Source organism: Kitasatospora sp. NPDC094028 (assembly GCF_049543595.1).
Lineage (GTDB): Bacteria > Actinomycetota > Actinomycetes > Streptomycetales > Streptomycetaceae > Kitasatospora.
The window spans coordinates 466,023-489,015 of the sequence record NZ_JBMVFA010000001.1; the positions used below are offsets into that span (position 1 = coordinate 466,023).

The 22,993-nt window shown below is 74.6% G+C and carries 22 protein-coding genes; 12 read left to right on the forward strand and 10 right to left on the reverse strand.

Annotated elements, in window-relative coordinates; genetic code table 11:
• Positions 1-194: 194 nt before the first annotated feature.
• From ACPC54_RS02155 to ACPC54_RS02190, 8 genes are all read left to right on the forward strand, one after another.
• Entirely contained in the window at positions 195-755 is a 561-nt protein-coding gene (locus ACPC54_RS02155) for an ATP-binding protein (protein WP_498960202.1), read from the forward strand.
• 209 nt (positions 756-964) lie between these two features.
• Entirely contained in the window at positions 965-1,705 is a 741-nt protein-coding gene (locus ACPC54_RS02160; RefSeq protein ID WP_498960204.1) for an LbetaH domain-containing protein, read from the forward strand.
• Positions 1,706-1,707: 2 nt separating this feature from the next.
• Positions 1,708-3,009: a UDP-N-acetylglucosamine 1-carboxyvinyltransferase gene (locus tag ACPC54_RS02165; protein WP_498960206.1), complete on the forward strand. Its 1,302-nt coding sequence runs from the start codon at positions 1,708-1,710 to the stop codon at positions 3,007-3,009.
• Positions 3,010-3,011: 2 nt separating this feature from the next.
• Positions 3,012-4,055 carry a serine hydrolase domain-containing protein gene (locus ACPC54_RS02170; RefSeq protein WP_498960208.1) on the forward strand — a complete coding sequence of 348 codons (1,044 nt, stop codon included), beginning with the start codon at positions 3,012-3,014 and terminating at the stop codon, positions 4,053-4,055.
• A gap of 9 nt (positions 4,056-4,064) precedes the next feature.
• Positions 4,065-4,685, forward strand: a complete 621-nt coding sequence (locus ACPC54_RS02175; protein ID WP_498960210.1) for an FAD-binding protein — start codon at positions 4,065-4,067, stop codon at positions 4,683-4,685.
• A gap of 15 nt (positions 4,686-4,700) precedes the next feature.
• On the forward strand, positions 4,701-5,099 hold the full coding sequence (locus ACPC54_RS02180; RefSeq protein ID WP_498960212.1) for a hypothetical protein: 399 nt from the start codon (positions 4,701-4,703) through the stop codon (positions 5,097-5,099).
• Between the two features lie 228 nt (positions 5,100-5,327).
• On the forward strand, positions 5,328-6,851 hold the full coding sequence (locus ACPC54_RS02185; RefSeq protein ID WP_498960214.1) for a DNA-3-methyladenine glycosylase 2 family protein: 1,524 nt from the start codon (positions 5,328-5,330) through the stop codon (positions 6,849-6,851).
• The gene (locus ACPC54_RS02190; protein ID WP_498960216.1) at positions 6,848-7,384 is read left to right on the forward strand and encodes a methylated-DNA--[protein]-cysteine S-methyltransferase; all 537 of its coding nucleotides are present in this window, start codon (positions 6,848-6,850) and stop codon (positions 7,382-7,384) included. Before ACPC54_RS02185 ends, ACPC54_RS02190 begins: the two co-directional genes overlap by 4 nt.
• Here ACPC54_RS02190 and ACPC54_RS02195 read toward each other — a convergent pair whose 3' ends face one another.
• Positions 7,385-7,918, reverse strand: a complete 534-nt coding sequence (locus ACPC54_RS02195; protein ID WP_498960218.1) for a GNAT family N-acetyltransferase — start codon at positions 7,916-7,918, stop codon at positions 7,385-7,387. It lies immediately after the preceding gene.
• A gap of 43 nt (positions 7,919-7,961) precedes the next feature.
• A complete protein-coding gene (locus ACPC54_RS02200; RefSeq protein WP_498960220.1) occupies positions 7,962-8,480 on the reverse strand; it encodes a MarR family winged helix-turn-helix transcriptional regulator in 519 nt (172 codons plus the stop codon).
• A gap of 142 nt (positions 8,481-8,622) precedes the next feature.
• Here ACPC54_RS02200 and ACPC54_RS02205 point away from each other — a divergent pair, with 142 nt between their 5' ends.
• On the forward strand, positions 8,623-10,110 hold the full coding sequence (locus ACPC54_RS02205; protein WP_498960222.1) for an MFS transporter: 1,488 nt from the start codon (positions 8,623-8,625) through the stop codon (positions 10,108-10,110).
• An 89-nt stretch (positions 10,111-10,199) separates the two neighbouring features.
• Here the strand turns inward: ACPC54_RS02205 and pth are convergent, their stop codons facing one another.
• From pth to ACPC54_RS02225, 4 genes are all read right to left on the reverse strand, one after another.
• Positions 10,200-10,781 (reverse strand): aminoacyl-tRNA hydrolase, encoded by a 582-nt coding sequence (pth, locus tag ACPC54_RS02210; RefSeq protein WP_498960224.1) that lies wholly within the window; start codon positions 10,779-10,781, stop codon positions 10,200-10,202.
• 98 nt (positions 10,782-10,879) lie between these two features.
• Positions 10,880-11,608 (reverse strand): DUF305 domain-containing protein, encoded by a 729-nt coding sequence (locus tag ACPC54_RS02215; protein ID WP_498960226.1) that lies wholly within the window; start codon positions 11,606-11,608, stop codon positions 10,880-10,882.
• Positions 11,605-12,282, reverse strand: coding sequence for a thioredoxin-like domain-containing protein (locus ACPC54_RS02220; RefSeq protein ID WP_498960227.1), 678 nt, complete (start codon positions 12,280-12,282; stop codon positions 11,605-11,607). The genes ACPC54_RS02215 and ACPC54_RS02220 overlap by 4 nt, the downstream gene beginning before the upstream one ends.
• A 105-nt stretch (positions 12,283-12,387) precedes the next feature.
• Positions 12,388-12,891 carry a hypothetical protein gene (locus ACPC54_RS02225; protein WP_498960228.1) on the reverse strand — a complete coding sequence of 168 codons (504 nt, stop codon included), beginning with the start codon at positions 12,889-12,891 and terminating at the stop codon, positions 12,388-12,390.
• Positions 12,892-13,210: 319 nt separating this feature from the next.
• Between ACPC54_RS02225 and ACPC54_RS02230 the strand changes: the two genes are divergently transcribed.
• Positions 13,211-14,824, forward strand: a complete 1,614-nt coding sequence (locus ACPC54_RS02230) for a PP2C family serine/threonine-protein phosphatase (RefSeq protein ID WP_498960229.1) — start codon at positions 13,211-13,213, stop codon at positions 14,822-14,824.
• Between the two features lie 28 nt (positions 14,825-14,852).
• Here the strand turns inward: ACPC54_RS02230 and ACPC54_RS02235 are convergent, their stop codons facing one another.
• The 4 genes from ACPC54_RS02235 to ACPC54_RS02250 all read right to left on the reverse strand — a co-directional run bounded on the left by ACPC54_RS02235 (position 14,853) and on the right by ACPC54_RS02250 (position 19,104).
• Complete coding sequence (locus tag ACPC54_RS02235) at positions 14,853-15,452, reverse strand: TetR family transcriptional regulator C-terminal domain-containing protein (protein ID WP_498960230.1); 600 nt, start codon at positions 15,450-15,452, stop codon at positions 14,853-14,855.
• Positions 15,453-15,601: 149 nt separating this feature from the next.
• Entirely contained in the window at positions 15,602-16,648 is a 1,047-nt protein-coding gene (locus ACPC54_RS02240) for an agmatine deiminase family protein (RefSeq protein WP_498960231.1), read from the reverse strand.
• 27 nt (positions 16,649-16,675) lie between these two features.
• Positions 16,676-18,397 (reverse strand): urease subunit alpha, encoded by a 1,722-nt coding sequence (locus ACPC54_RS02245; RefSeq protein ID WP_498960232.1) that lies wholly within the window; start codon positions 18,395-18,397, stop codon positions 16,676-16,678.
• Entirely contained in the window at positions 18,394-19,104 is a 711-nt protein-coding gene (locus ACPC54_RS02250; protein ID WP_498960233.1) for an urease subunit gamma, read from the reverse strand. Before ACPC54_RS02250 ends, ACPC54_RS02245 begins: the two co-directional genes overlap by 4 nt.
• 550 nt (positions 19,105-19,654) lie before the next feature.
• Here ACPC54_RS02250 and ACPC54_RS02255 point away from each other — a divergent pair.
• On the forward strand, positions 19,655-20,170 hold the full coding sequence (locus tag ACPC54_RS02255; protein WP_498960234.1) for an ATP-binding protein: 516 nt from the start codon (positions 19,655-19,657) through the stop codon (positions 20,168-20,170).
• Between the two features lie 372 nt (positions 20,171-20,542).
• Positions 20,543-22,879, forward strand: coding sequence for an ATP-binding SpoIIE family protein phosphatase (locus ACPC54_RS02260; protein WP_498960236.1), 2,337 nt, complete (start codon positions 20,543-20,545; stop codon positions 22,877-22,879).
• Positions 22,880-22,993: the final 114 nt, after the last annotated feature.

Sequence of the window (22,993 nt, forward strand, 5' to 3'; positions counted from 1 at the left end):
TTCAAGGGTTTCAAGCATCCGGGGTGCCCGGGCCGTGTTCACACCCGGCGCATGCCTGTTGACTCTATGTCAGGCCGAGCGTGAGCCCCACCCATGGGCCGCTACGGCTCCACGATCGGCGGCGCCGACCACTGCTCGTCTACTCCCAGGTGGTCGGTGCCGCTCTCCAGGCCAGTGCCGAAGGGTTCCTCACCGTGGTCGTGCATTCCCATGTCTTCCTCCTGACCGGAAGCCCGGTCTCCGTGCCGGTCGCCCGCCGCCAAGTGAGGGCACTCATCGTCGACTGGGGCGTCCTGTTGGACGACGGCTCCCGGCTCGCGTTGGACATGGTCACGTCCGAGTTGGTCACGAACGCCGTACGTCATTCCGACCAGCCGGTGCTCACCGTTGCCCTTCACGTGAGCGTTGGGCTGCGGCGGGCACTCGTCGAGGTCTACGACGGGTCGGCCGTGCTGCCCAGGCGCCGCACGGTGGGGGCCGACGCGGAGAGTGGTCGAGGTCTGGCGCTGGTCGGGTGTCTGGCTCTTGCCTGCGGGGCCGCGCGGACCGAACACGGCAAGAGGGTCTGGGCGGAGCTGGCTCTGCCGGAACAGCCGGTGACCAGGCGCCAACTCTTCGTCGGACCGTGCCGAGCTGTCGAGGCCATCGTCAGCGCGCTCTCGTGGAGGGTTCGCACGAAGTGGGCGACTCGGCTCTGTCCCACCAGCACCGCCCGCAGCCACGCTGACGGCACTTCGCAACCCGCGCACAAATGACAGCGAAGAGTGAGATCAGGGCGGCCTGCGGTACCTGCCGATCCCCCCGTCCAGCGCCACGGGCGTACCGATCCGTGGCCGGTCTGGCCCGACTGCGCCTGCCCGCAGCATCGCGTCGGCTGATCCGTGCGCGAGTCGCATCCACCAACACGGGGACGTAGCAACGCCCCGAGCCTTTTCCACTCGCTCGCCCGAGAGGAGATCCAGCCATGCACCGGCTGACCGACGCGCCTGCGCTGCACACCGAGCTGGAGCGCATCGACTACCGCACCACCCCCGCTTACTACTTCGACACCGAGCAGATCACCGACCCGGTGGTGCTGCACCTGCTGAGCCGCTGCCCGACCGTGTTCGGCATCAAGAAGGCCATCACCGACCTGCTGGCCGGCAACCCGGACATCCCGCTGCCGGAGGCGACCGGGACCATCGAGCCCGGGGCCAGCGTCCGGGGCCACGTGATCGTGGCACCCGGAGCCGTCATCGCCGAAGGCGCGTTCGTCACCGGCCCGGTGCTGGTCTGCCCCGGCGCGGTCATCGAGGCCGGCGCCCGGGTACGCGACAACACCGTCGTCGGCCCCGGCTGCCGCATCGGCTTCGGAGCCGAGGTCACCCGCTCCCTGCTGACCGGCGGAGTGTTCATGAAACACACCAGCTTCGTCGGCGACTCCGTGCTCGGACTCGGCGTCAACATCGGCGCTTTCGTCTCCACCACCGGCCTGCGGGTCACCTCCGGACCGGTCACCGAACCGGCCACCGAAGAGGTCTGCGCCCACCTCGACGGCCACCGGGTCGCCACCGGCCAGACCAAGTTCGGCGCCGTGATCGGCGACGGGGTGATCGTCCCCGCCGGCACCGTCCTCCAGCCCGCCACCCTGATCGGCGCGCGCACCCTGCTCTACCCAAAGACCCAGGTCGGGGGCTTCTTCCCGGCCGGAAGCCAGGGAAGGTGACCATGCCCACCGCCACCACCACGACGACCGACGAGCGGGCCGTGCGGATCACCGGCGGCCGCCGCCTCGCCGGCACCGCCACCGTCCAGGGCAGCAAGAACATCGCCCTGCACCTGTACGCCGCCGCGCTCCTCGCCGACGACCCGCTCACCCTGACCGGTGCACCCGAGATCCTGGACACCCTGGTCGTCGCCGACATCCTGCACCGCACCGGCACCCGCGCCACCGTGACCGGAGACGAGTTCGCCACCCGACCAGCCGACTCCTACTTCCCCGTCATCCCGGACGACCTCGGACGGCGTATCCGCACCACCGCGGTAATGGGCGGCGCCCTGCTGGCCCGCGCCGGCAAGGTCACCTTCCCCACCCCCGGCGGGGACGCCTTCTGCGCCCGCTACATCGACCGGCACCTGGCCGCGATGGAAGCCGCCGGGGCCGAGGTCGAGGTGAGCCGGGGCCGGGTGCGGGCCCGCTTCACCGGCAAACGGCTGCCGTTCATCACCGACGCCGAGACCCGCTCGTGGGGGCCGAGCCTGGGCGCGACGGTCACCGCGATGCTGCTGGCCGCCCGTACCCCGGGCACCTCCGCGATCCTCAACCCCAGCGTGGAACCCGAGGTCACCCACACCGCTGCCCTGCTCTCGCAGGCCGGCGTCGGCATCGAGTGGCGGGGCAGGACGGCCCTGAACGTCACCGGCACCGACCACATCCGAGGCGGGGTGTTCACCGTGCCGCCGGACCGGCTGGAGGCCGCCACCCTCGCGCTGGCCGCCGCCATCACCGGCGGCACCGTCCACCTGGACGGCTTCCCGCCGGCCGCGTTCCCGGACGGGCTGGTGTCGGTGTTCGCCGACGCCGGAATCCAGCTCGACCCGCTGGACGGCGGAACGGCCGTCAGCACTCCGGCCGGGCCGCGGCCGGTACAGATGGCCACCGGCCCGCACCCGGGCTTCCCGACCGACGTGCAGCCGCAGCTGACCGCCTTCCTCACCCAGGCCGAGGGCGCTTCCCGCATCGACGAGCGGATCTACACCCGGCGCGACACCCACCTGCCGGCCCTGGCCGCGTTCGGCGCCGCCGTCAACGCGACCGGCTCGGTGATCACCGTCCGGGGCCGGTCCGCGCTCACCGGCGCCGACGTGGCCGGGGCGGACATCCGGGCGGTGACCGCTCTCGTGATCGCTGCCCTGGCGGCCGAGGGCACCTCTACGATCCGAGGGATGTATCACCTGCGGCGCGGATACGGCAGCCTGCTGCCGAAGTTGGCCGCGCTCGGTGCCCACCTGACGATCGACCAGGAGTAGCTGTGACCACCGCCGTGCCGTGGACCCCCAACGCGCTCACCGACCTGCGCGAGTGCCTGGACCTGATGACCGCAGACGGCACCGTGCCCGGCGGCGTCATCGCCCACGGCACCTTCGACACCGATCCCGGTTACCTGGCCTCCGGCGTCGTCGCCCCCGAGTGCGGCGACGCCCGGCCGGGGCCGGACACGGTGTACGACGTGGCCTCGCTGACCAAGGTCCTGGCCACCTGGCCGCTGGTCGGCTCCTCCCTCATGGACGGCCTCACCTTGGACACCCCGATCCGCGAACTGCTGGCCGGCATCCCGACCGAGGCGCCGAGCGGCCAGGTGACGGTCAGCCAGATCCTGTCCCACACCTCCGGCCTGCGGGCCGACACCCGCCTCGACCGGTACCGGGGCCGCCCCGAGCCGCTGGCCGAGCTGATCTGCGGCGAAGACCTGATCGCCGAACCAGGAGCCGGTCACCGCTACATCAACCGCGGTTTCATCCTCCTCGGCCTGGCTCTGGCCCACTACCGCTGCCAGCGCCTGGACGAGCTGGCATCCGAGCTCTGGCAGGACCTCGGCATGGCCAGCACGACCTACGGACCGGTGCCCCGCTCCGCTCAGGTCGCCCCGACCGAGCAGCGGTTGACCGGCGGGCCCCGGCTGTGGGGGATGCCGCACGACGACAACGCCGCCCTGCTCGGCGGAGTCGCCGGCCACGCCGGGGTGTTCACCACCCCGGCCGATCTCGCCGTCTTCGCCACCCACCTGCTGGCCTCGCACGCCACCGGTGGGCCTCTGGGGCGCTGGCTCGCCCACAGCATGCAGCCGCAGGCCGAGATCGAGCCCGGCCTCGACCGTGGCCTGGCCTGGATCCTCGCCGACGAGGGCCGGGTCGCCTACCACCACGGCTTCACCGGCACCAGCCTCTACCTCGCCCCGACCACCGGCCGCTACCTGGCCATCTGCACCAACGCCGTCTACCACCACCAGAACAACCGCACCCGCCTCGCCCCGCTGCGAACCCTCGCCCTCAAGACGATCACCGACGAACCCTAGGAGGCCCCCGTGCCCCGTCCCACGCTCGCGGCCCTGACCACCCTGGGGCTCGGCGGCCCGGTCGGCAACGTCCTGCAGGTCGCCGCCCCCGACGACTGGTTCGAACTGGTCCGTACGATCGGCGACCTGCAGGAGGACGCGCCCCTCACTCTCGGCCACGGCAGCAACGTCATCGCCTCCGACACCGGCCACGAGGGCACCGTCGCCGTGATGAACACCCGAGGCATCACCGTGAAGCGGGTGGACGACGACACGATGGCCGCGACCGTCCAGGCCGGCCACCCGCTTACCGACTTCGTCCAGTGGGCCGCAGCCGAACACCTGGCCGGGATCGAGTGCCTGGCCGGCATACCCGGCACTGTCGGCGCCGCCCCCGTCCAGAACGCCGGCGCCTACGGCCAGCAGGTCTCCGCCACCCTCGACCACCTCACCGCATGGGACTGGGACATGGGCCGACTGCGGACCCTGCCCGCCCAGGCGTGCCGCCTCCGGCACCGCGACAGCCGCTTCAAGAACGACCCCGGCCGCTGGACCATCCTCACCGCAACGTTCCACCTCACCCGCTCACCGGCTGCCCCGATCACCTACCAGCCGCTCGCCGGCGAACTCGGCGTCCCTGTCGGCGCCTGACCGCCCGTGGCCGAGGTGGCCGCCGCAGTCCTCGCCAACCGTCACCGTCGTGGACTCCTCCTCGACCCCAACGGCCCGGACGCCCGCCAGGCCGGATCGGTCTTCCTCAACCCACCCGTTACCGCCGCCCAGGCCGCCCGCTGGTCGGCTGCCGGCTGCCCGGTCCACACCGACAGCGACGGGCAGCTGCGAGCCAGCGCCGGCTGGCTGCTGGAGCACACCGGCTACCGTCCCGGCTGCAAGATCGCAGATGGCATCCGCTGCTCGGAACGCCGGACCCTCACCCTCACCGCCCACGACGGGGCTACCGCCACGGGCTTCACCCAGGCGCTCACCGAACTCTCGGCCCAGGTCGAGACCGCGACCGGGGTCACGCTCCTCCCCGAGCCGGTGCTGGTCGGCACCTGGTACTGATCCCTGCCTTTCTCATGCAGCGGTTGTTTCGTCGCCGAGTGGCAGAGCGCCCCGGTGTGGGTGAGTGGCGGGGGTGGGAGCGGGAGCAGCGGTCTTTCCGTCGCCGCTTCGGGAGGGCCGAAGCGGCGACGGCGAGAAACGCGAGGTTTCGCCCCTGGGTGGGGCCCGGAACGGCCGTGTCCGAATTCCGCCAGTCACTCCCCGCCCCGGTGCCGCAGACTGGACAACGTGATCGACGACGACATCCGGTACCGAGCCGTGGACAGCCGTGACGCCCGCTTCGACGGGGTCTTCTTCACCGCCGTCACCTCCACCGGCATCTACTGCCGGCCGAGCTGCCCCGCCGTGACCCCCAAGCGCGCGAACTGCCGCTTCTACCCGAGCGCCGCCGCCGCCCAGGGCGCGGGCTTCCGGGCCTGCCGCCGCTGCCGCCCCGACTCGGTGCCCGGCTCGCCGGAGTGGAACCACCGGGCCGACCTGGTCGGCCGCGCGATGCGGCTGATCGGCGACGGCGTGGTGGACCGCGAGGGCGTCGCCGGCCTGGCCGGCCGACTCGGCTACAGCGCACGGCAGTTGCAGCGCCAGCTCACCGCCGAGCTCGGCGCCGGCCCGATCGCGCTGGCCCGCGCCCGCCGCGCCCAGACCGCCCGGCTGCTCCTCCAGACCACCGAACTGCCCGTCACCGACGTGGCGTTCGCGGCCGGCTTCGCCTCCGTCCGGCAGTTCAACGACACCGTCCGCGAGGTCTACGACCGCACCCCGAGCGGTCTGCGCGCCGAGGTGACGGCCGGGCGCCGCATCGCGACCCCGGCCGGCGGCCTGACCCTGCGCCTGGCCTACCGGGGTGCGCTCGACAGCGAGCACCTGATCGACTTCCTCGCCCTGCGCGCCGTCCCCGGCGTCGAGGAGGTGGTCCCCGGCGCGCGCCCGGGCGTCCGCACCTACCGCCGCACGCTGGCGCTCCCGTACGGCCACGGCATCGCCGAGGTGGACGGCCTGCCGCCGGGCGAGCCGCGCACCCGGGGCTGGCTGGACTGCCGCCTGCTGCTGGCCGACCTGCGCGACCTGCCGACCGCCGTCCAGCGCCTGCGCGTCCTGTTCGACCTGGACGCCGACCCGGGCGCGGTCGACGAGCAGCTGGGCGCGGACCCGGTCCTCGGCCCGCTGGTCCGGGAGCGCCCCGGCCTGCGCTCGCCGGGCCACGTCGACCCGCACGAACTGGCCGTGCGCGCCGTCCTCGGCCAGCAGGTCACCGTGGTCGCCGCCCGCACCCTGGCGGGTCGGCTCGCCGAGAAGTACGGTGCCGCGCTGCCGGAGCCGAGCGGCGGTCTGCGGCTGCTGTTCCCGACCGCGGCGGCCCTGGCCGTCGCGGACCCGGAGGACTTCGCGATGCCGGCGGCCCGCCGGCGCGCGCTCACCGGCCTGTGCGCCGCCCTGGCCGAGGGCGCCGTCCGCCTGGACGGCGGCGTCGACCGGGCGGAGGCGGCCGCCGCCCTGCTGGCCCTGCCGGGCATCGGCCCCTGGACGGTCGGCTACCTGCGGATGCGGGCCCTGGCCGACCCGGACGTCTTCCTGCCGAGCGACGTGGGCGTGAAGCACGGGCTGACCCGGCTCGGCGCCCCGGGCGACCCGAAGTCCGCGGCCCGTGCGGCCGAGGCCTGGGCCCCGTGGCGTTCCTACGCCGTCCACCGGCTGTGGGCCGGCCCCGCGACGACGAGCACCAGCACCCGATCGGAGACCGAGACAGCATGAGCACCACCGTCTACACCACCATGGAGAGCCCCTTCGGCCGCCTGCTGCTGAGCGGCGTGCTGCCGGAGGACGGCGGCCCGGCCGCGCTGGCGACGGTCACCGCGCCGGGCCAGAAGTACGCGCTGGCCGAGCCCGCCGACGACTGGGTCCTGGACCCGGAGGCGCTGGCCGAGCCGGTGGCCCAGCTGACCGGCTACTTCGCGGGCGAGCGCACGTCCTTCGACCTGCCGCTCGCGCCGGAGGGCACGGACTTCCGCCGCCGGATCTGGGCGGCCCTGGACGAGATCCCGTACGGCACCACCGTGACCTATGGCGGGCTGGCGGAGCTGGCCGGCGAGCCGCCGCGGATGGTGCGGGCGGTGGGCGGCGCGGTGGGTGCCAACCCGCTGCTGATCGTGCGCCCGTGCCACCGCGTGCTGGGTGCCAACGGCGCGCTCACCGGCTTCGCCGCGGGCGTGGACCGCAAGCGCTGGCTGCTGGAACTGGAGGGCGGCACCCGCGGCATCGGCGGCACCGGCGGCACGCTGTTCTGATCAGCCCTGCCCGGCCGAGTCCGCCGGGAGTTCCCGCAGGTCGACCCGCCAGTCGTGGCTGCGCATGAACCGCCCGGGCGGGAACTCGAAGTCCGTCTCGCCGACCAGCGTGAACCCGGCCTTCGCGCACACCGCGTTGGAGGCGGGGTTGTCCACCGAGGGGAAGGCGTGCAGGTAGCGGTGCGCGGCCTCGCGGCGGGCGGCCGCGACGGCGGCCCGGGTGGCGGCCACCGCGATGCCCCGCCCCTGGAAACCGGGCAGCACGTTCCACCCCATCTCGTGCACGGTCGCGCCCTGCCACGTCCGGGTGCCGTAGCCGACGGTGCCGACCGCCTCGCCGCCGGGCAGCACGATCCGGTACATGCAGCCGAGGCCGGACGGTACGAAGTCCAGGTAGCGCCGGTGCCGGACGAGCAGTTGCTCGTCGGTCTCCGGGCCGCCGACGTGCTTCTTCATCTCCGGTGTGTTGACCCGGCGCAGCAGCGCGAGGTCGGCGTCCGTCCAGGGCTCGATGGTCACGTCCGTCGTGGTCATGCCGGGCACGGTAGTGCCGGCGGGGCCGCACTGACCAGCGGTTTTATCCGGCGGAGGCTCCCTGTTCGCCGCCGGTGCCGGGTTGGGCGAGGGCGCGGGCGAGGTGGTCCAGTGCGGGCAGGGCCCGGGCGACGGCGGTGCGCTCGGCGGGGTCGAGGGTGTCGAGGGCGGCGGCGATGCGCTGTTCGTGGGCGTGCTGCCAGTCGTCGAGCTGGCGCCGCCCGGCGGGGGTGAGGGCGATCCGGGCGGTGCGCCGGTCGCCGGGGTCGGCCTGGCGGTCGACGAAGCCGGCGTCGAGGAGTTTGCCGACGAGTCCGCTGACGGTGTTGGGGGCGAGCCGCTGCCGGGCGGCGAGTTCGCCGACCCGCAGGGGTGCGGCGGCGAGTGTCTGCAGGAGTTCGACCTGCGCCATCGGCAGGGATTCCCACGGGTAGTCGGTGCGGATGCTGCTGCGCAGGGCGCGGCGCAGCCGGGTGACGGTGTCGGTCAGCCGCCGGGCGTGTTCGACCGCCGGGTCGGGGTCTTCGGCGACGGGGTCGGGAAGTGGTGGTGACGACGGCATGGCGGACAGCGTATCGCCTGGTACGGGGCCTGCCCGGGGCCGTGTCCGCTCCTCGGACGGGGGTGGACGGGGGTGGGGCGGTTCGTATCGCAGGGCGATCAGATCGTAGGAAGAACATATCTGCATCCGATATATTCGGGGCATGGACGCCAGTGCCCTCGCCGCGTGCCTGCTCGCCGAGCGGCCCCGGCCGCGCGGCGTGGCCGGCTGGCGCCACGCCCACTGGCTGGCCGTCGGCACGGTCTGCCTCGGCGCCTTCCTCGGCCAGCTCGACGCCAGCGTCGTCGCGCTGGTCTTCCCCGCCCTCGGCCGCCACTTCGACGCGGGCTTCGCCGCCGTCGAATGGGTCTCGCTCGCCTACCTGCTCGTCCTGGTCGCCCTGCTGGCCCCGATCGGCTGGCTGTCCGACCTGGTCGGCCGCAAGACGATGTACATCGGCGGCTTCGCCGTCTTCGGCCTGTCCTCGCTGGGCGCCGGGTTCGCCGGCGGTCTGGGGGTCCTGGTGGCCTGCCGGGCCGTCCAGGCGGTCGGCGCCGCGATGATGCAGGCGAACAGCGTCGCCCTGGTCGCGCGCGGTGTCCCCGAGCACGCGATGCGCCGCGCGCTCGGCATCCAGGCCGCCGCCCAGGGCCTCGGGCTGGCGCTCGGGCCCAGCCTCGGCGGACTGCTGGTGGAGCACGCCTCCTGGCAGTGGGTGTTCTGGGTGAACGTGCCGATCGCGGTGTTCGGGATCCTGGCCGGCTGGTACCTGCTGCCCCGCACCCGGGACTGCGGGGCGCCCGCCGTCCCGAAGCCGCGCGTGCCCGGGCCCCGCGCGCCCCGGTCCCAGGCATCAGGGCCGCAGGCGCCCGGCCGCCGGGAGGCCCGCTTCGACCTGCCGGGCATGCTGCTGCTCACCGGCTCCACCACCGCGCTGCTGCTCGCCCTGTCCGCCGCCTCCGGCCTGCCGCTGCCGGGGTGGGCCGTCGCCGTCCTGCTGCCGACCGCCGCCGTGCTGGCGTTCGCGCTGGTGCGCCAGGAGCGGCGGGCGGCCCGGCCGATCCTGGCGCCAGGCCTGGTCAACACCCCGGGGGTGCGCTCCGGGCTGGCGGTCGCGCTGATCGGCTACCTGCTGCTGTTCTGCCCGCTGGTGATCGGCCCGGTGCTGCTGACCGGCGCGGGTGCGCCGGTGGCCCGGGCCGGTCTGGTGGTCACCGTGCTGCCGGCGGCCTTCGCCGTCGCCGCGACGGTCGGCGGCGCGCTGCTGCCGCGCGGCTGGTCGGAGGTGGCCCGCTGCCGGGCCGGGGCGCTGCTGGCCGGCCTCGGGCTGCTCCTGTTCGCCCTGCTCCCGCTCTCCGGCCCGGGCCTGACCGCGGTGGCCCCGCTGCTGCTCGCCGGCTACGGGCTGGGCCTGCTGCTGCCCGCCAACAACGCGCTGGTGATGCGGGCGATCCCGGCGGCGTGCTCGGCGGTGGGCGGGGGCATGGTGAACATGGCGCGCAGCCTCGGCACCGCGCTCGGCACCGCGCTGCCCGTCCTCGGCGTCCACCTGGCGGGCGCCGAGTCCGGTGGGCGGACGGTGCTGCTGGTCCTCGCCGGGGTCGCGGTGGCGGCGGTCCCGCTGGCCCGGCAGGCGGCGGTCCGGCGGTGACGTCGCGACCGGAGCCGGACCGCGACGGTCGTACCGTGTCGTTCGGGCCGTACCGTGCCGTTCGGGCCGTGCCGTTGGGGCGGTGACGGTCAGGCGGTGACGTTCAGGGTGTCCTGGGCCCGGTTCAGGCCGAGCCGCACCAGCGTCTCCAGGGCGTCCGCGCAGCGGTCCAACACCTCGGGCATGGCGGCGAGTTCGTCCTCCGTGAACTTCTTCAGCACGTAGTCGCCGACGCTCTGCCCCTTCGGCGGGCGCCCGATGCCGAAGCGCAGCCGGACGAAGTCCCGGGTACCGAGCACGTCGCCCACCGAGCGGGCCCCGTTGTGCCCGCCCGGCCCGCCGCCGCGCTTCAACTTGGCGGCGCCGTAGGCGAAGTCCAGGTCGTCCTGGACGACCACCAGGTGCTCGACCGGCACGCCGTAGCGGCGCAGCAGAGCGGCCACCGGCCGGCCGGACAGGTTGATGGTCCACAGCGGCTTGGCCAGCAGCACCTCGTGGCCGTCGACCTCGATCTCCGCGACCAGGGTGGCGAGTCCGCGCCGGCGGAAGCGCGCGCCGTGTCGTTCGGCGAGGCGGTCGACGGCCAGGAAGCCGGCGTTGTGCCGGGTCAGCCGGAACCAGCGGCCGGGGTTGCCGAGGCCGGCGATCAGCCAGGGGGCGTCGGGGGTCATGCGGGGCCTTCCGGGGTGTGGGACGGCGAACGGCCGGGGCGCCGTGCGGACGGTGCGGGACCGTCGCGGCGCCCCGGCCGCCCGGGGAGCGTCGGGTGTCAGGAGGCGGGGACGCCGGGTGCGGCGCCGCGCTCCTTGAGCATGTCGGTCATCAGCTCCATCTCCGAGGTCTGGGCGGTCACCATCGACTGGGCGAGCCGCTTCTCGGAGTCGTTCTTCGCCATGTCCACGTAGCCCTGGGCCATCGCGACGCCGCCCTTGTGGTGCTCGATCATCAGCTGCAGGTAGAACACCTCGGCGTCCCGCCCGCTGAGCGAACGCAGCTTCGCCAGCTGGGTGTTGGTGGCCATGCCGGGCATCAGCGAGCCGTCGTGGGGCGGGTAGTCGTGGTCCATCCTCATCCACGCCATCGGCTTGGCGGGCGTGTGCTGCGACAGCCCCCACTGGTCGAGCCAGCCCATCATCATCCCGCGCTGGTTGGCCTGGGTGTTGATGATGTCGAAGGCGAGGGTGCGGGTCGGCTCGTCGGTGGTGCGGTCCCGGACGATGAACGACAGGTCCACGGCCTGCTGGTGGTGGGTCGCCATGTCGCGGGCGAACCCGGCCTCGGGCGAGTCGTCGGCGGGGACGGACAGCGAGGGCGAGCCGGAGGCGGAGGTGCCGCTGGCCACCAGGGCGGGCACGCCGAGGGCGAGTGCCACGGCCGCGGCCAGCGCGGCCGGCCACCACAGCCGCCGGCGCGGCCGCCCCGCGCCGGGGCCGGGGTCCTCGCCGAGTTCCGCGCGGGCGTCCTCGGAGGCCTCGGGGGAGCGGTCGGCGGCGGTCACATCTGCCCCATCGAGCAGGAGGCGCCGGGCTCCTGGGTCTGCTTGCCCTGGACGTACTTGGTGAAGAACTCGTTCACCCGGGGGTCGCTGGCGCTGTCCACGATCAGCTGGGTGCTCCAGGCGTTCAGGGTGATGGTGCCCTGCTCGTCCGGGTAGGGGCTCATCAGCGAGTACGGGGTGGCCTTGACCTTGTCGGAGAGGGTCTTGATGTCGTCCTGGCTGGCCTTGCCGTTGTAGGTGACCCAGACCGCGCCGTGCTCCAGCGAGTGGACGGCGCGCTCGTTCTCGACCGGCTGGTCGTAGACGTGGCCCATGCAGTCCAGCCAGACGGCGTTGTGGTCGCCGCCGACCGGCGGGGTCATCGGGTAGTTGACCTTCTCCTTGACGTGGTTGCGGCTCAGGTCGCCGAAGGTCTTCACACCGGGGATGTCCGTGTTGGCGGCGGCCTGCTGGGCGACCTCCCGGTCGTGCTTCTTCTGGTTCTGGTCCATCACGATCCAGGTGCCGGTGGCGATCGCGCCGACCACCAGCACACCGGCCGCCACCGAGGCGATGATCTTGTTGCGGCGTTCGCGGCGCTGCTCGACGGCGCGCAGCTCGGCGATCCGGGCGCGGCGGTCGAGGCCGACCTGCTTGCCGCCGGACTTGTTGGACTGCTTCGAGGCGGAACCCATGAGTGGTCGTCCTTGTCTCCGCCGGGCACCGGGGCGCGGCGGGTCTGCTGAGGTGGGGGCAAGGCGAGCGAGTCCGCCGGCGGGCGCCGGCGGGTTGGGTTCCGGTCAGGAGCGCTGCACTTGGAGGACGTGCAGATCGGGTGCGGAGCGCGGGCCGTCCCGCAGCCCGGCCGGCACCAGGCGCGGCGGGGTCTTCGGCAGGACCGGCGCGGTGGAGACGGCGGGCTGCGGCTGCGGCGGCGGGTTCGGCAGCTGGGCGTCCTGCGTGCAGTACGGGTGGCTGGAGCAGCCGTTGTGCTGCGGCGGCTCGCCGTCGGCGGTGCACAGGATCCAGTGCGCCTGGCCCTCGGCGTACTGCTGCCGCTCGGCGGCGGCCGCGTCACCGGTGCCGGGCCGGGTCGGGTGTGCGCCGTGCTCGGTGACCGTCACGACGGTGACGGCGGAGACCGGTGGCGGCGCGACGGCGGGGGCGCCCAGGGCCCGCGCCTGGCCCGCGCAGGGCAGCAGGGTCAGCAGGGCGACCAGCAGCAGCACCCACAGCGCACCTGCGGGACGGCCCGCCGGTGCGGCCCACCCCGGTCGGGGCGAGCTGGGGGCCGACGCGGTCATGCGGACATTTAATCAGCCGAACGGGTGAAAGGATGCCCCTCCTGGGCCCTTGATTTCCGCTGCCCCGAGGCCGTAACGGCCAGGAAACGGCCTGCTCCGGGTACATCCGGCAAACGCGGACGGAACGGGCCGGACGGGCCCGTGGAGCCACCGGTGAACGGGCGGAGAACCGGCTGGTCGGGGCGATGGCCGGGATGCTCCCACTCGGTGACCGGTTGTCGCCGAAACCCGGACACGGTCGTTGCGCTTGGAGACAATGACGTCGAGCCCGGCCCCTTTGCCGGGGGCGGCGTGATCACGGACGACCAGGAGCCGCCAGATGAGCAAGCAGGGTGCCCCCGCACAGCCGCCCCGGCCGGACGACAGCTGGTGGGACGCGGTCTACGAAGGCCCGGCGGGCACCCTCCCCGACACCCCCGGCGCCGACGCGGGCGACGGCAGCGTCGACGACTGGTTCGACACGGCGGTCGGGCTCATCGGGCGGCAGCGCACGGGGGAACCGGCGGCGGTGGCGCAGCCGGAGCCGGAGCCGACGCCGGAACCGGAACCGGAGCCGGAACCGGAGCCGACATCCGGGCCGGAGCCGGAGCCCGAGGCGGTGGCACCGCCGGTGTCGCCGGGGGACAGCATCGACGACTGGTTCGAGACCGCGCTCGGCGTGATCGGGCAGCAGCGCGACCCGGCGGAGACCCACCGGTTCCCCGCGCCCTCCTTCGCCAAGGCCGAGCCGGAGCCCTCGCCCGAACCGGAGCCCGAACCGGAGCCCGAGCCCGCCGCCGCAGCGGCACCGGAGCCCGAAGCCGAGTCGACCCCCGAGCCCGTCGCCGAGCCCGTCGCCGAGCCCGTCGCCGAGCTTGAGCCCGAGCCCGAGCCCGAACCGACCCCCGCCCCCGAACCGGCCGCCGAGGCAGCTCCCGAGCCCGCGCCCGCCGTGCCCCCCGCGCCCACCGCGCCCCCCGCCCCCACCGCCCCCGACCCGCGCCAGGCCCTCGCCCGCTCCCCGCTCCCGACCGAGGCGCCCGCCGTCCCGCACGTCGGCGAGCGCCCCCCGACGTACGGGCCCGAGCCGACCGCCGTCCCGGAGGCCGACCCGGACACGCTCGGCCCGCTCGCCCCGGACACCGCGCTGGAGGGCGCCCAGTACGGCCCGACCGTGCTGCGCGCCGTCTCCGTCCGGGGTGACTCCGCCCGCTTCCGGGGCGAGCCGCGCCGCGACACCCTGCTGGTCACCAGGTTCGGCGACGGCCCGGACGGCCTGCTGCTCGCCGTCCTCGGCAGCCTCGGCCGCACGGGCGCCGCCGACGAGCGGCCGCTCGCCCCGGAGGCCGTGGCCGCGGCCACCGGCGAGGCCTGCCGCCAGCTCGCCGCCGCGATCGGCCGCAGCCGGGCGGGGCTCGCCGCCGACCTGCGCGACGGTGCCCGGGACCGGCTGCGCTACGGCCTCCAGCGCCTGGCGACCGGCGCGGTCGCCCCGCTGCGCGCGCTGGCGCCCGAACCGGAGGAGGAGGGTGCCGCGTCCCCGGCCTCGCTGCACTGCCTGATGGTGTCGCTGGATCCGGAGGCCGGCTACCGGGCCGCTTTCGGGGTCGGCCCGGGCGGGCTGTACCTGCTGCGCTCCGGTCACTGGATCGACGCGTACGCGGCCCGGCTGCTCCACCACCCGGACGGCCAGCCGCCGGTGCCGGAGGCTCCCGTCCCGGAGCCGCGCCCGTTCCGGTTCCGGCTGGTGCCCGCGACGCCCGGTGACATCCTGCTGCTCTGCACCCCGGGCCTGGCCCGTCCGATCGCCGACGAGCCGGCCGTGGCCCACTTCCTGTCCTCGCACTGGGCGCACCCGCACCCTCCGGGCACGGTGGACTTCCTGCGTCAGGTCCAGGTCCGCGCGAAGGGCTACGCGGACGACCGCACGGCGGCCGCCGTCTGGACGGAGTGACGGCCGGCCGGGGCCCGGGCCCCGGCGGTCAGGCCCGCAGCAGCGCCGTCGCGGCGGAGGTGGCCTGGGCGAGGGCGGCGGCCCGGTGGGCGTCGGGCAGGCCGATGGCGACGGGGACGGCGAGGCCGTCGAACAGGGCGCGCAGCTGGACGGCCCGGTCGGCGGCCGGCCCAGGGGCGAAGTGCCCGGCGGCGGTGCCCTCGTCGATGAGGGCGACCAGGTCGGCCTGCCAGGGGGCCTCGATGTCCTGCTGCCCCTGCCGGATCTCGGCGCTCGCGGGGGAGCGGCCCCACACCTCGACCCAGAGGATCCAGCGCGGGTCGCCGGGCCCTTCGGGCAGGTAGAGGCGCAGGTAGTCGTCGAGCCGGGACCAGGCGTCGCGGGTGCGGTCGGCGAGGGCGGCGCGGCGGCGGGTGCCGAGCTGGTCCTCGCTCCAGCGCAGGGTCTCCAGCAGCAGCTGGTCCTTGCTGCCGAAGTAGTAGAGCAGGTGGCCGGCGCTCATCTGGAGCTGTTTGCCGAGCCCGGCCATGGTGAGTTTGGCGAGCCCGTGTTCGGCGATCGCGGCGCGGGCGGCGGCGAGGACCTCCTCGCGGGGGCGCGCCGGCCGGCGCGGGCGGGGGTCCGCCATCTCTCGTGCTCTCCCTCGGTGGTGTGGCGCCCGGGCCGTGTCGTGCCGGTCCTGCCGGTCGTTTCCGGGTCGGCGACCGTGGCGGGCCCTGGGCCCTGGCAGGCTACCCGGGCGGGAGCGCGCGGCTCCCGCCCGGGGCGGTGGTCGGATCAGAGCGCCTTGGGCTGCTGCTGGGTGATGCAGTGGATGCCGCCGCCGTTGGCGAAGATCTCGCGGGCGTCGACGAGTTCGACGGTGCGGCCGGGGTAGGCCGCGGCGAGGAGGTCGGCGGCCTCCTGGTCGCGCGGGTCGTCGAAGGCGCACAGCACGACGGCGCCGTTGGCGACGTAGTGGTTGATGTAGGAGTAGTCGATGGGCTCGCCGTCCTCGTCCAGCAGGACGGTGGGGGCGGGCAGTTCGATGACCTCCAGCTGTCGGCCCTGCGCGTCGGTGGAGGCGCGCAGGACGGCGACGAGCTCCTGGCAGACGGTGTGGTCGGGGTGGGCCGGGTCGGGCTGGACGTGGGCGACGACGGTGCCGGGGCGCACGAAGGAGGCGACGATGTCGATGTGGCCGCGGGTGCCGAACTCGTCGTAGTCGCGGGTGAGTCCGCGCGGCAGCCAGATCGCCTTGGTGGTGCCGAGGAAGGCGTGCAGTTCGGCCTCGACCTCCTCCTTGGTCCAGTCGGCGTTGCGGCCCTCGCCGAGCTGGACGGTCTCGGTGACGAGCACCGTGCCCTCGCCGTCGACGTGGATGCCGCCGCCCTCGTTGATCAGCCGGGAGGCGAAGCGGCGCACGCCGGTCAGTTCGCCGATGTGTTCGGCGATGTGCTGGTCGTGGTCCCAGCGGGCCCAGGACTGGGCGCCCCAGCCGTTGAAGATCCAGTCGGCGGCGGCGACGGAGCCCTTGCCGTCGATCAGGAAGGACGGGCCGATGTCGCGCATCCAGGCGTCGTCGAGCGGCCGTTCGACGATCTCGACCTGCTCGGAGACGTACTTGCGGGCCTCGGCGGTCTCGCCGGTGTTGACGACCAGGGTGACCGGTTCGTACCGGACGATGGTGTCGGCGACGGCGGCCCAGGCCTGGCGGGCGGCGTGCAGCTGCTCGGGGCTCTCGAAGGTGGGGTTGGGGGTGGGGAAGGCCATCCAGGTGCGCTCGTGTGGGTGCCACTCGGCGGGCATCCGGTAGCCGAGGGCGGCGGGCGTGGGGGTGGTCATCGTGAAGTCCTCACACGGGAAGGGGGGTCAGAGGAAGTAGAGGCGGCTGAGTGGGACGCTGTCGGCGGGTTCGGAGCGCAGTGGCGAGCCGTCGAGGGAGACCAGTCCGGTCTCGGTGACGTCGACGCGGCCGGTGCGGGCGTTGCGGACCAGGTCGCGCGGCCCGATGCCGCGGGTGCCGCGGACGCCGACCCGGCGGCGGCGGGTGGGCAGGCCGTCGGCGGGGCGGTCGAGGTGGGCGCCGTCCGCGGCGGCTTGGGCGACGAAGGCGACCGAGAGGTCGGCGGCGGTCGCGCCGTGGGCGCCGAACTGCGGCCCGAGGACGAGGGGTTCGCAGCGGTCGGTGGAGGCGTTGGGGTCGCCGGTGACGCCGTAGGCCGGGAAGCCGGCCTTGAGGACGAGCTGCGGCTTGGCGCCGAAGTGGTCGGGTCGCCACAGCACGATGTCGGCGAGCTTGCCGACCTCGATGGAGCCGACCTCGTGCGAAAGGCCGTGCGCGATGGCGGGGTTGACGGTGAGTTTGGCGATGTAGCGCAGCACCCGTTCGTTGTCGTCGCCGCTCTCGGTGGTCCCGTAGGAGCCGGTGCCGTCGAGCGGGCCGAGTTCGGCCTTCATCTTGCCGGCCATGGCGAAGGTGCGGCGGACGGTCTCGCCGGCGCGGCCCATGCCCTGGGCGTCGGAGGAGGTGATGCCGATGACGCCGAGGTCGTGCAGGACGTCCTCGGCGCCCATGGTGCCGGCCCGGATGCGGTCGCGGGCCATCGCGGCGTCGCCGGGCAGGTCGGTCTTGAGGTCGTGCGCGGAGACGATCATGTCGAAGTGCTCGCCCAGCGCGTCCCGGCCGAACGGCAGGGTGGGGTTGGTGGAGGAGCCGATGACGTTTGGCACGCCCGCCAGCTTGAGCACGTCGGGGACGTGGCCGCCGCCGCAGCCCTCGATGTGGAAGGCGTGGACGGTCCGCCCGTCCAGTACCCGGAGTGTGTCCTCGACGGACAGGCACTCGTTCAACCCGTCCGTGTGCAGGGCGACTTGGACGTCGTACTGGTCGGCGACGCGCAGCGCGGTGTCCAGCGCCCTGGTGTGCGCGCCCATGTCCTCGTGCACCTTGAACCCGCAGGCGCCGCCTTCGGCCAGCGCCTCGACCAGCGGGGCCTCGTCGGAGGACGAACCGCGGCCGAGGAAGCCGATGTTGACGGGCCAGGCGTCGAAGGCGTTGAAGGCGTGCCGCAGTGCCCAGGGCGAGTTGACGCCGACGCCCCAGGCCGGGCCGAACTCCTGGCCGATGACGGTGGTGACGCCGGAGGCGAGCGAGGCCTCCATGATCCGGGGGGACAGCAGGTGGACGTGGGTGTCGATGGCGCCGGCGGTGGCGATCAGGCCCTCGCCGGAGACGATCGTGGTGCCGGTGCCGACGACCACGTCCACGCCGTCCAGGGTGTCGGGGTTGCCGGCCCGGCCGATCGAGGCGATCCGGCCGCCGACCAGGCCGATGGACGTCTTGCGGATGCCCTGGACGGCGTCGATGACCAGCACGTTGCTGATCACCACGTCGCAGGTGTCGCGGACGGCGGCGGGCTTGAGGTGCAGGCCGTCGCGGGCGGTCTTGCCGAAGCCGGCCAGGAACTCGTCCCCGGGGGCCTGGGAGTCGGATTCGACGCGCACGATCAGGCCGGAGTCGCCGAGCCGGATCCGGTCGCCGGCGCGCGGGCCGTGCACGGAGATGTAGTCGTGGGCGGAGATCGCGCTCATGACGGCACCTCGGCGTCGTCGAAGCCGGTCAGGTAGCCGGTCGCGCGGGCCTTCGCGAGGGCGGCCTCCTTCGCGCCGGGCGCGTCCAGCGGCCCGTCGACGAGCCCGGCGAAGCCGGTCGCGACGCGTGCGCCGCCGATCGGCACCAGGCCGACCTCGACGGTGGCGCCGGGGTCGAAGCGCACCGAGGAACCGGCCGGGACGGCGAGGTGGGTGCCGTAGGCGGCGGCGCGGTCGAAGGCCAGGCGCGGGTTGGCCTCGAAGAAGTGGAAGTGCGAGGTGACGGAGATCGGCACCCCGGAGGTGTTGTGGACGGGGAGCACCAGGGTCTCCTCGACCGGGTCGTAGCCGGCGCCGTCGCCGGGCAGCGCGCCGCCGGGGGCGCCGTCGCCGAGCGAGCCGGCACCACGGAAGGGGTCGTTGACGACGGCGAGGCGGGTGCCGTCGTCGAAGACGGCCTCGACTTGGACGACCGTGACCACGTCGGGCACGCCGGGCAGCACGTCGTCGGCGGTGAGCACGGAGCGGCCGGCCTCGATGGCCTCGGCCAGGCGTCGGCCGTCGCGGGCGGCCTCGCAGACGGTGTCCGCGATCAGGGCCGTCGCCTCGGGGATGTTGAGGCGGACGCCGCGGGCGCGGCGGGCGCGGGCCAGTTCGGCTGCCGTGAAGATCAGCAGCCGGTCCCGCTCGGTGGGGGTCAGTCGCACGGTTCCTCGCTCGCGTCGCCGGGGAGGTGGTCGGCCGGGCCCGGGGCCCGGGGTCGCGGGGGCTTCCGAGGGTGATGTTAGAACGCCGTTCAAACATCCCGGGTCATTGAACCCGGCTCGGGGCGCCCTGTCCAGCGTTGCCGCTCCGGGCGGCTTCGGCCCGCCGGGCGGGCGGCGGGGGTGAGGGTGGCGGAGGTGAGGGCGACAGGGGCGGGGGCGACGGTGGCGGTGGCGGTGGCGGGGGCGGCGCACGGCGGTGGCGGGTGCGGGGGCGCGTGGCGGGGAGCACGGTCGGTGCGGGCGCCGGGCGTGCGCGGGATCGAGCGGGAGCGGGCTCGAAAACTGCCTCTGCGCTTCGCAAACCTGTCCGGCGCGGGCGGTTGGATCACGTGAACCGTCCCGTGCCCCTTTCACCCCAGGTGATCGGACGCACACTGTTGCAAACGCCGTCAACTGGGCATGACGATGGGTGGCCAGATCGAGGGGGCCACCCGGCCGGCGGGGGATTCCGGACGCGGGGGCCCGGAATTTGAAGGCGGGGGCATTGGTGATGGACGGTCAGTCGCGATTCCCGCGGCAGCGGACGGGTTCGGGTGACGCCTACCGCTCGGGCCCGGTCCAGGGGCCGGTCGGCAGCACCGGGACGGCCCTGCCGGCGGTGCCCGCCCCAGGTTGTGCGCTGCACCGCCGGCTGCACCTGACGGTGGACCCGGCGGACCTGCCCGCGGTCGGTTCGGTCCGGCGGCGGCTGCGCTCGGCGCTGAACCACTGGGGGGTGCCGGAGCTGTCCGACACCGCCGAGCTGCTCTCCTCCGAACTGGTCACCAACGCGCTGCTGCACACCGGCAAGGGGGCCGTCTTCGACGCCGTCCTCGGATCGGACCAGCGGCTGCGGATCGAGGTGCAGGACGGCACCAGCCGGCTGCCCGGGCGCCGCCGCGAGCCGGCCGCCGAGACCGCGACCTCGGGGCGCGGGCTGCTGCTGGTGGAGGCGCTCGCCGACTCCTGGGGCGTACAGCTGCGCGGCGACGGAAAGGTGACCTGGTTCGAGCTCGCCCTGCCTTGAGCCCGGCCCTGTCCTGCCCTGCCCCGAGCCCGCCCGGGCCCGCCGCGGACCGGCCCGCGACCGGCCCGCGACCGGCCGTCGCGCGCCGGGACGCCGCGTCCCGTACGATGGTTCGCCGTCGATTGATTCGCCGTCGAAGCAAGCCCTGAACAGAAGGCGGAACGGAAGATTTCCGGCCCGATGGCATTGCCGCTCGGCGCAACATTGGCCAGGATGGTGGAACCGTGTGTCCACGTGCGGGAAGCAGCGGGGAGACCGAACCTCGACTGACCAGCGCTCGTCGACACCGCCCGATCCAGCACGATCCATCACATCGCCACGCGGCCCGTCCGGACGATCGGCTCGGTCCGCCGCGGCAGCGGCAGGAGCAGCATGCCCACTGAGCCCGAGTCGCCGGGGCCGGCGCTTCCTGCCGGCACGTCCGCCGCCGAACCGCAGCCCCACGGGCGAGCCGCCCGGCCCCTCCCGGCCGTCCAGCCCGTCCCCGCGGTCCAGCCGCAGCCGGACGGCCGCCCGCCGGCGCCCGGCCGGGCCCGCCCGCCGGCGCAGGCCTCCCGCCGCGGCTCCCGGGTGCCCCCGACGCTCGCCGCCGCCCGGCTCGCCCCGGTGCTCTCCGGCGGCCTGCCGCCCGCCTCCGCCGACACCATGCCGGACTGGCTGGAGCCCGCGATGGCCGCCAACGGCATCGGCTCCTTCGACTGGGACATCCGCCGCGACGTCCTGGAGGGCGACCTGCGGGCCTGCGCGATCATCGGCCTGGACGCGATGGACCAGGGCCGCTTCGACCGCACCGCCGCCTCCTTCCTCGCCCTGCTGCACCCCGAGGACGCGCCCGTGGTACGCCGCCGGGTCGAGCGGGCGGTCGCCGAACTGGGCCAGTGCGGCGCCTACTACCGCACCGTCGGGCCGAACGGGAGCATGCGCGCGGTGCGGTTCCGCGGCCGGGTGCTCGCCGACGCCTTCGGCCGCGCCTCCCGGATGGTCGGCTTCGTCTGGGACGCCACCGTCGAACTGCACAAGCGCGACCGCGCGGACCGGCTCGCCCTGCTGCGCGAGGAGCGCTCCCGGTTCATCAAGGAGGCGGCCCGCGCGCTGTCCGAGGCCGTCACCGTCCGGGACGTCGCCCGGGTGTTCACCGAACTGCCGCTGCCCGGCCTGCCCCCGGACGGCCTGGTGCTCGCCTCCTTCGAGGCCGGGCGGGCGCAGATCCTCGGCGCCTCCGGCTACCTGACCGAGTCGCTCGCCGTCTGGGACCGCACCCTGCTGCCGGCCGGCCACCCGGCCGCCGAGGCGCTGCGCCACCGTGCGCCGGTGTTCGTCTCCTCCCGCGAGGAGTTCCGCGACGGCTACCCGGACGTGTGGGAGCCCACCAGCCGCAACGGCCGCGGCTCCTGGGCGTACCTGCCGCTGGTGGCCAGCGGCCGGGCGATCGGCGTCTGCGTGGTCAGCTTCGACGACGAGCGCGAGCTGGACGCGGACGAGCGCACCCTGCTGACCACCCTGGGCGGGCTGGTCGCCCAGTCGCTGGCCCGGGCCCGGCTGCACGACGCCGAGCACGAGCTGGCGGCCGGCCTGCAGCGGGTGATGCTGCCGCGCACCGTCCCGGCCGTGCCGGGCGTGACCACCGCGGTGCGCTACCTGGCGGCCGGCTCCGGTCTGCAGATCGGCGGCGACTGGTACGACGTGGTGCCGCTGCCCGGCGGGCACGTCGGCCTGGTGATCGGCGACGTGCAGGGCCACGACGTGCACGCCGCCGGGATCATGGGCCAGCTGCGGATCGCGCTGCGCGCCTACGCCGCCGAGGGCCACCCGCCCGCCGCGGTGATGGCCCGTGCCTCCCGCTTCCTCGCGGACCTGGACACCGACCACTTCGCCACCTGCACCTACGCGGAGGTCAACGTCGACTACGGCGTGGTCTACGCGGTGCGGGCCGGCCACCTCGACCCGGTGGTGCGCCGCGCGGACGGCAGCGTCACCGTGGTGCCGGTGGCCGGCGGGCTGCCGCTGGGCATCGACCCGGACCAGGAGTACCGGGTCACCCGGTTCAGCCTGGACCCGGGCGAGACCGTGCTGCTGTGCACCGACGGCCTGGTCGAGTCGCGCGGCATGGACCTCGACCAGGGCATCGCCCGGCTCACCCGCGCCCTCGCCGGCCCGCTGCCCGCCGCCGACGAGGCCGCCCGCGACCCGCTGGAGGAGCTGGCCGACCGGATCGCCTCCCAGGCCGCCGACTCCAGCGAGCGCGAGGACGACATAGCGCTGCTGCTCCTGCGCTGGGACGGCCCGTCAGGCGGGCTCGCCGCCCAGCAGCTGCGCCGCCGGATCGGCCAGGCCGACCTGGCGCGGATCTCCGAGGTCCGGGCCGAGCTGCGCGACGCGCTGCGCCGGTGGGGCGTCGCCGAGTTCATCGACACCGCCGAACTGCTCTCCTCCGAGCTGGTCACCAACGCCATCCGGCACACGGACCGTGACGCCATGTTCACCGCCCGCCTCTACCGGGAGCCGGCCGCGGACGGCGGCCGGGCCCGGCTGCGGGTCGAGGTGGAGGACGAGTCCGACCTGTGGCCGACCCGCCGCACGCCGGGCGAACAGGCCTCCTCCGGGCGCGGCCTGATGCTGGTCGAGGCGCTGGCCGACGCCTGGGGCGTGGAGCCGCGCGGCTCCGGCAAGCGGATGTGGTTCGAACTCGGCGGCGTCGCGGCGGCCTGACCGGACGGACCCGCGCGCCGGGCCGTTCGCGCCGAGTCGTTCGCGCCGAGTCGTTCGCACCGGGCCGTCCGGAGCGGGTCGTCTGGAGCGGGTCGTGCGCACCGGGTCGTCAGA

What these genes read in the sequence shown, in the direction of transcription:
- pth (WP_498960224.1), bottom strand. Translation starts at nt 10,781, where the DNA reads ATGACCCCCGACGCCCCCTGGCTGATCGCCGGCCTCGGCAACCCCGGC.
- ACPC54_RS02225 (WP_498960228.1), bottom strand. Translation starts at nt 12,891, where the DNA reads ATGACCGCGTCGGCCCCCAGCTCGCCCCGACCGGGGTGGGCCGCACCG.
- ACPC54_RS02240 (WP_498960231.1), bottom strand. Translation starts at nt 16,648, where the DNA reads ATGACCACCCCCACGCCCGCCGCCCTCGGCTACCGGATGCCCGCCGAG.
- ACPC54_RS02245 (WP_498960232.1), bottom strand. Translation starts at nt 18,397, where the DNA reads ATGAGCGCGATCTCCGCCCACGACTACATCTCCGTGCACGGCCCGCGC.
- ACPC54_RS02160 (WP_498960204.1), top strand. Translation starts at nt 965, where the DNA reads ATGCACCGGCTGACCGACGCGCCTGCGCTGCACACCGAGCTGGAGCGC.
- ACPC54_RS02165 (WP_498960206.1), top strand. Translation starts at nt 1,708, where the DNA reads ATGCCCACCGCCACCACCACGACGACCGACGAGCGGGCCGTGCGGATC.
- ACPC54_RS02230 (WP_498960229.1), top strand. Translation starts at nt 13,211, where the DNA reads ATGAGCAAGCAGGGTGCCCCCGCACAGCCGCCCCGGCCGGACGACAGC.
- ACPC54_RS02200 (WP_498960220.1), bottom strand. Translation starts at nt 8,480, where the DNA reads ATGCCGTCGTCACCACCACTTCCCGACCCCGTCGCCGAAGACCCCGAC.
- ACPC54_RS02195 (WP_498960218.1), bottom strand. Translation starts at nt 7,918, where the DNA reads ATGACCACGACGGACGTGACCATCGAGCCCTGGACGGACGCCGACCTC.
- ACPC54_RS02235 (WP_498960230.1), bottom strand. Translation starts at nt 15,452, where the DNA reads ATGGCGGACCCCCGCCCGCGCCGGCCGGCGCGCCCCCGCGAGGAGGTC.
- ACPC54_RS02190 (WP_498960216.1), top strand. Translation starts at nt 6,848, where the DNA reads ATGAGCACCACCGTCTACACCACCATGGAGAGCCCCTTCGGCCGCCTG.
- ACPC54_RS02205 (WP_498960222.1), top strand. Translation starts at nt 8,623, where the DNA reads ATGGACGCCAGTGCCCTCGCCGCGTGCCTGCTCGCCGAGCGGCCCCGG.
- ACPC54_RS02260 (WP_498960236.1), top strand. Translation starts at nt 20,543, where the DNA reads ATGCCCACTGAGCCCGAGTCGCCGGGGCCGGCGCTTCCTGCCGGCACG.
- ACPC54_RS02220 (WP_498960227.1), bottom strand. Translation starts at nt 12,282, where the DNA reads ATGGGTTCCGCCTCGAAGCAGTCCAACAAGTCCGGCGGCAAGCAGGTC.
- ACPC54_RS02255 (WP_498960234.1), top strand. Translation starts at nt 19,655, where the DNA reads ATGGACGGTCAGTCGCGATTCCCGCGGCAGCGGACGGGTTCGGGTGAC.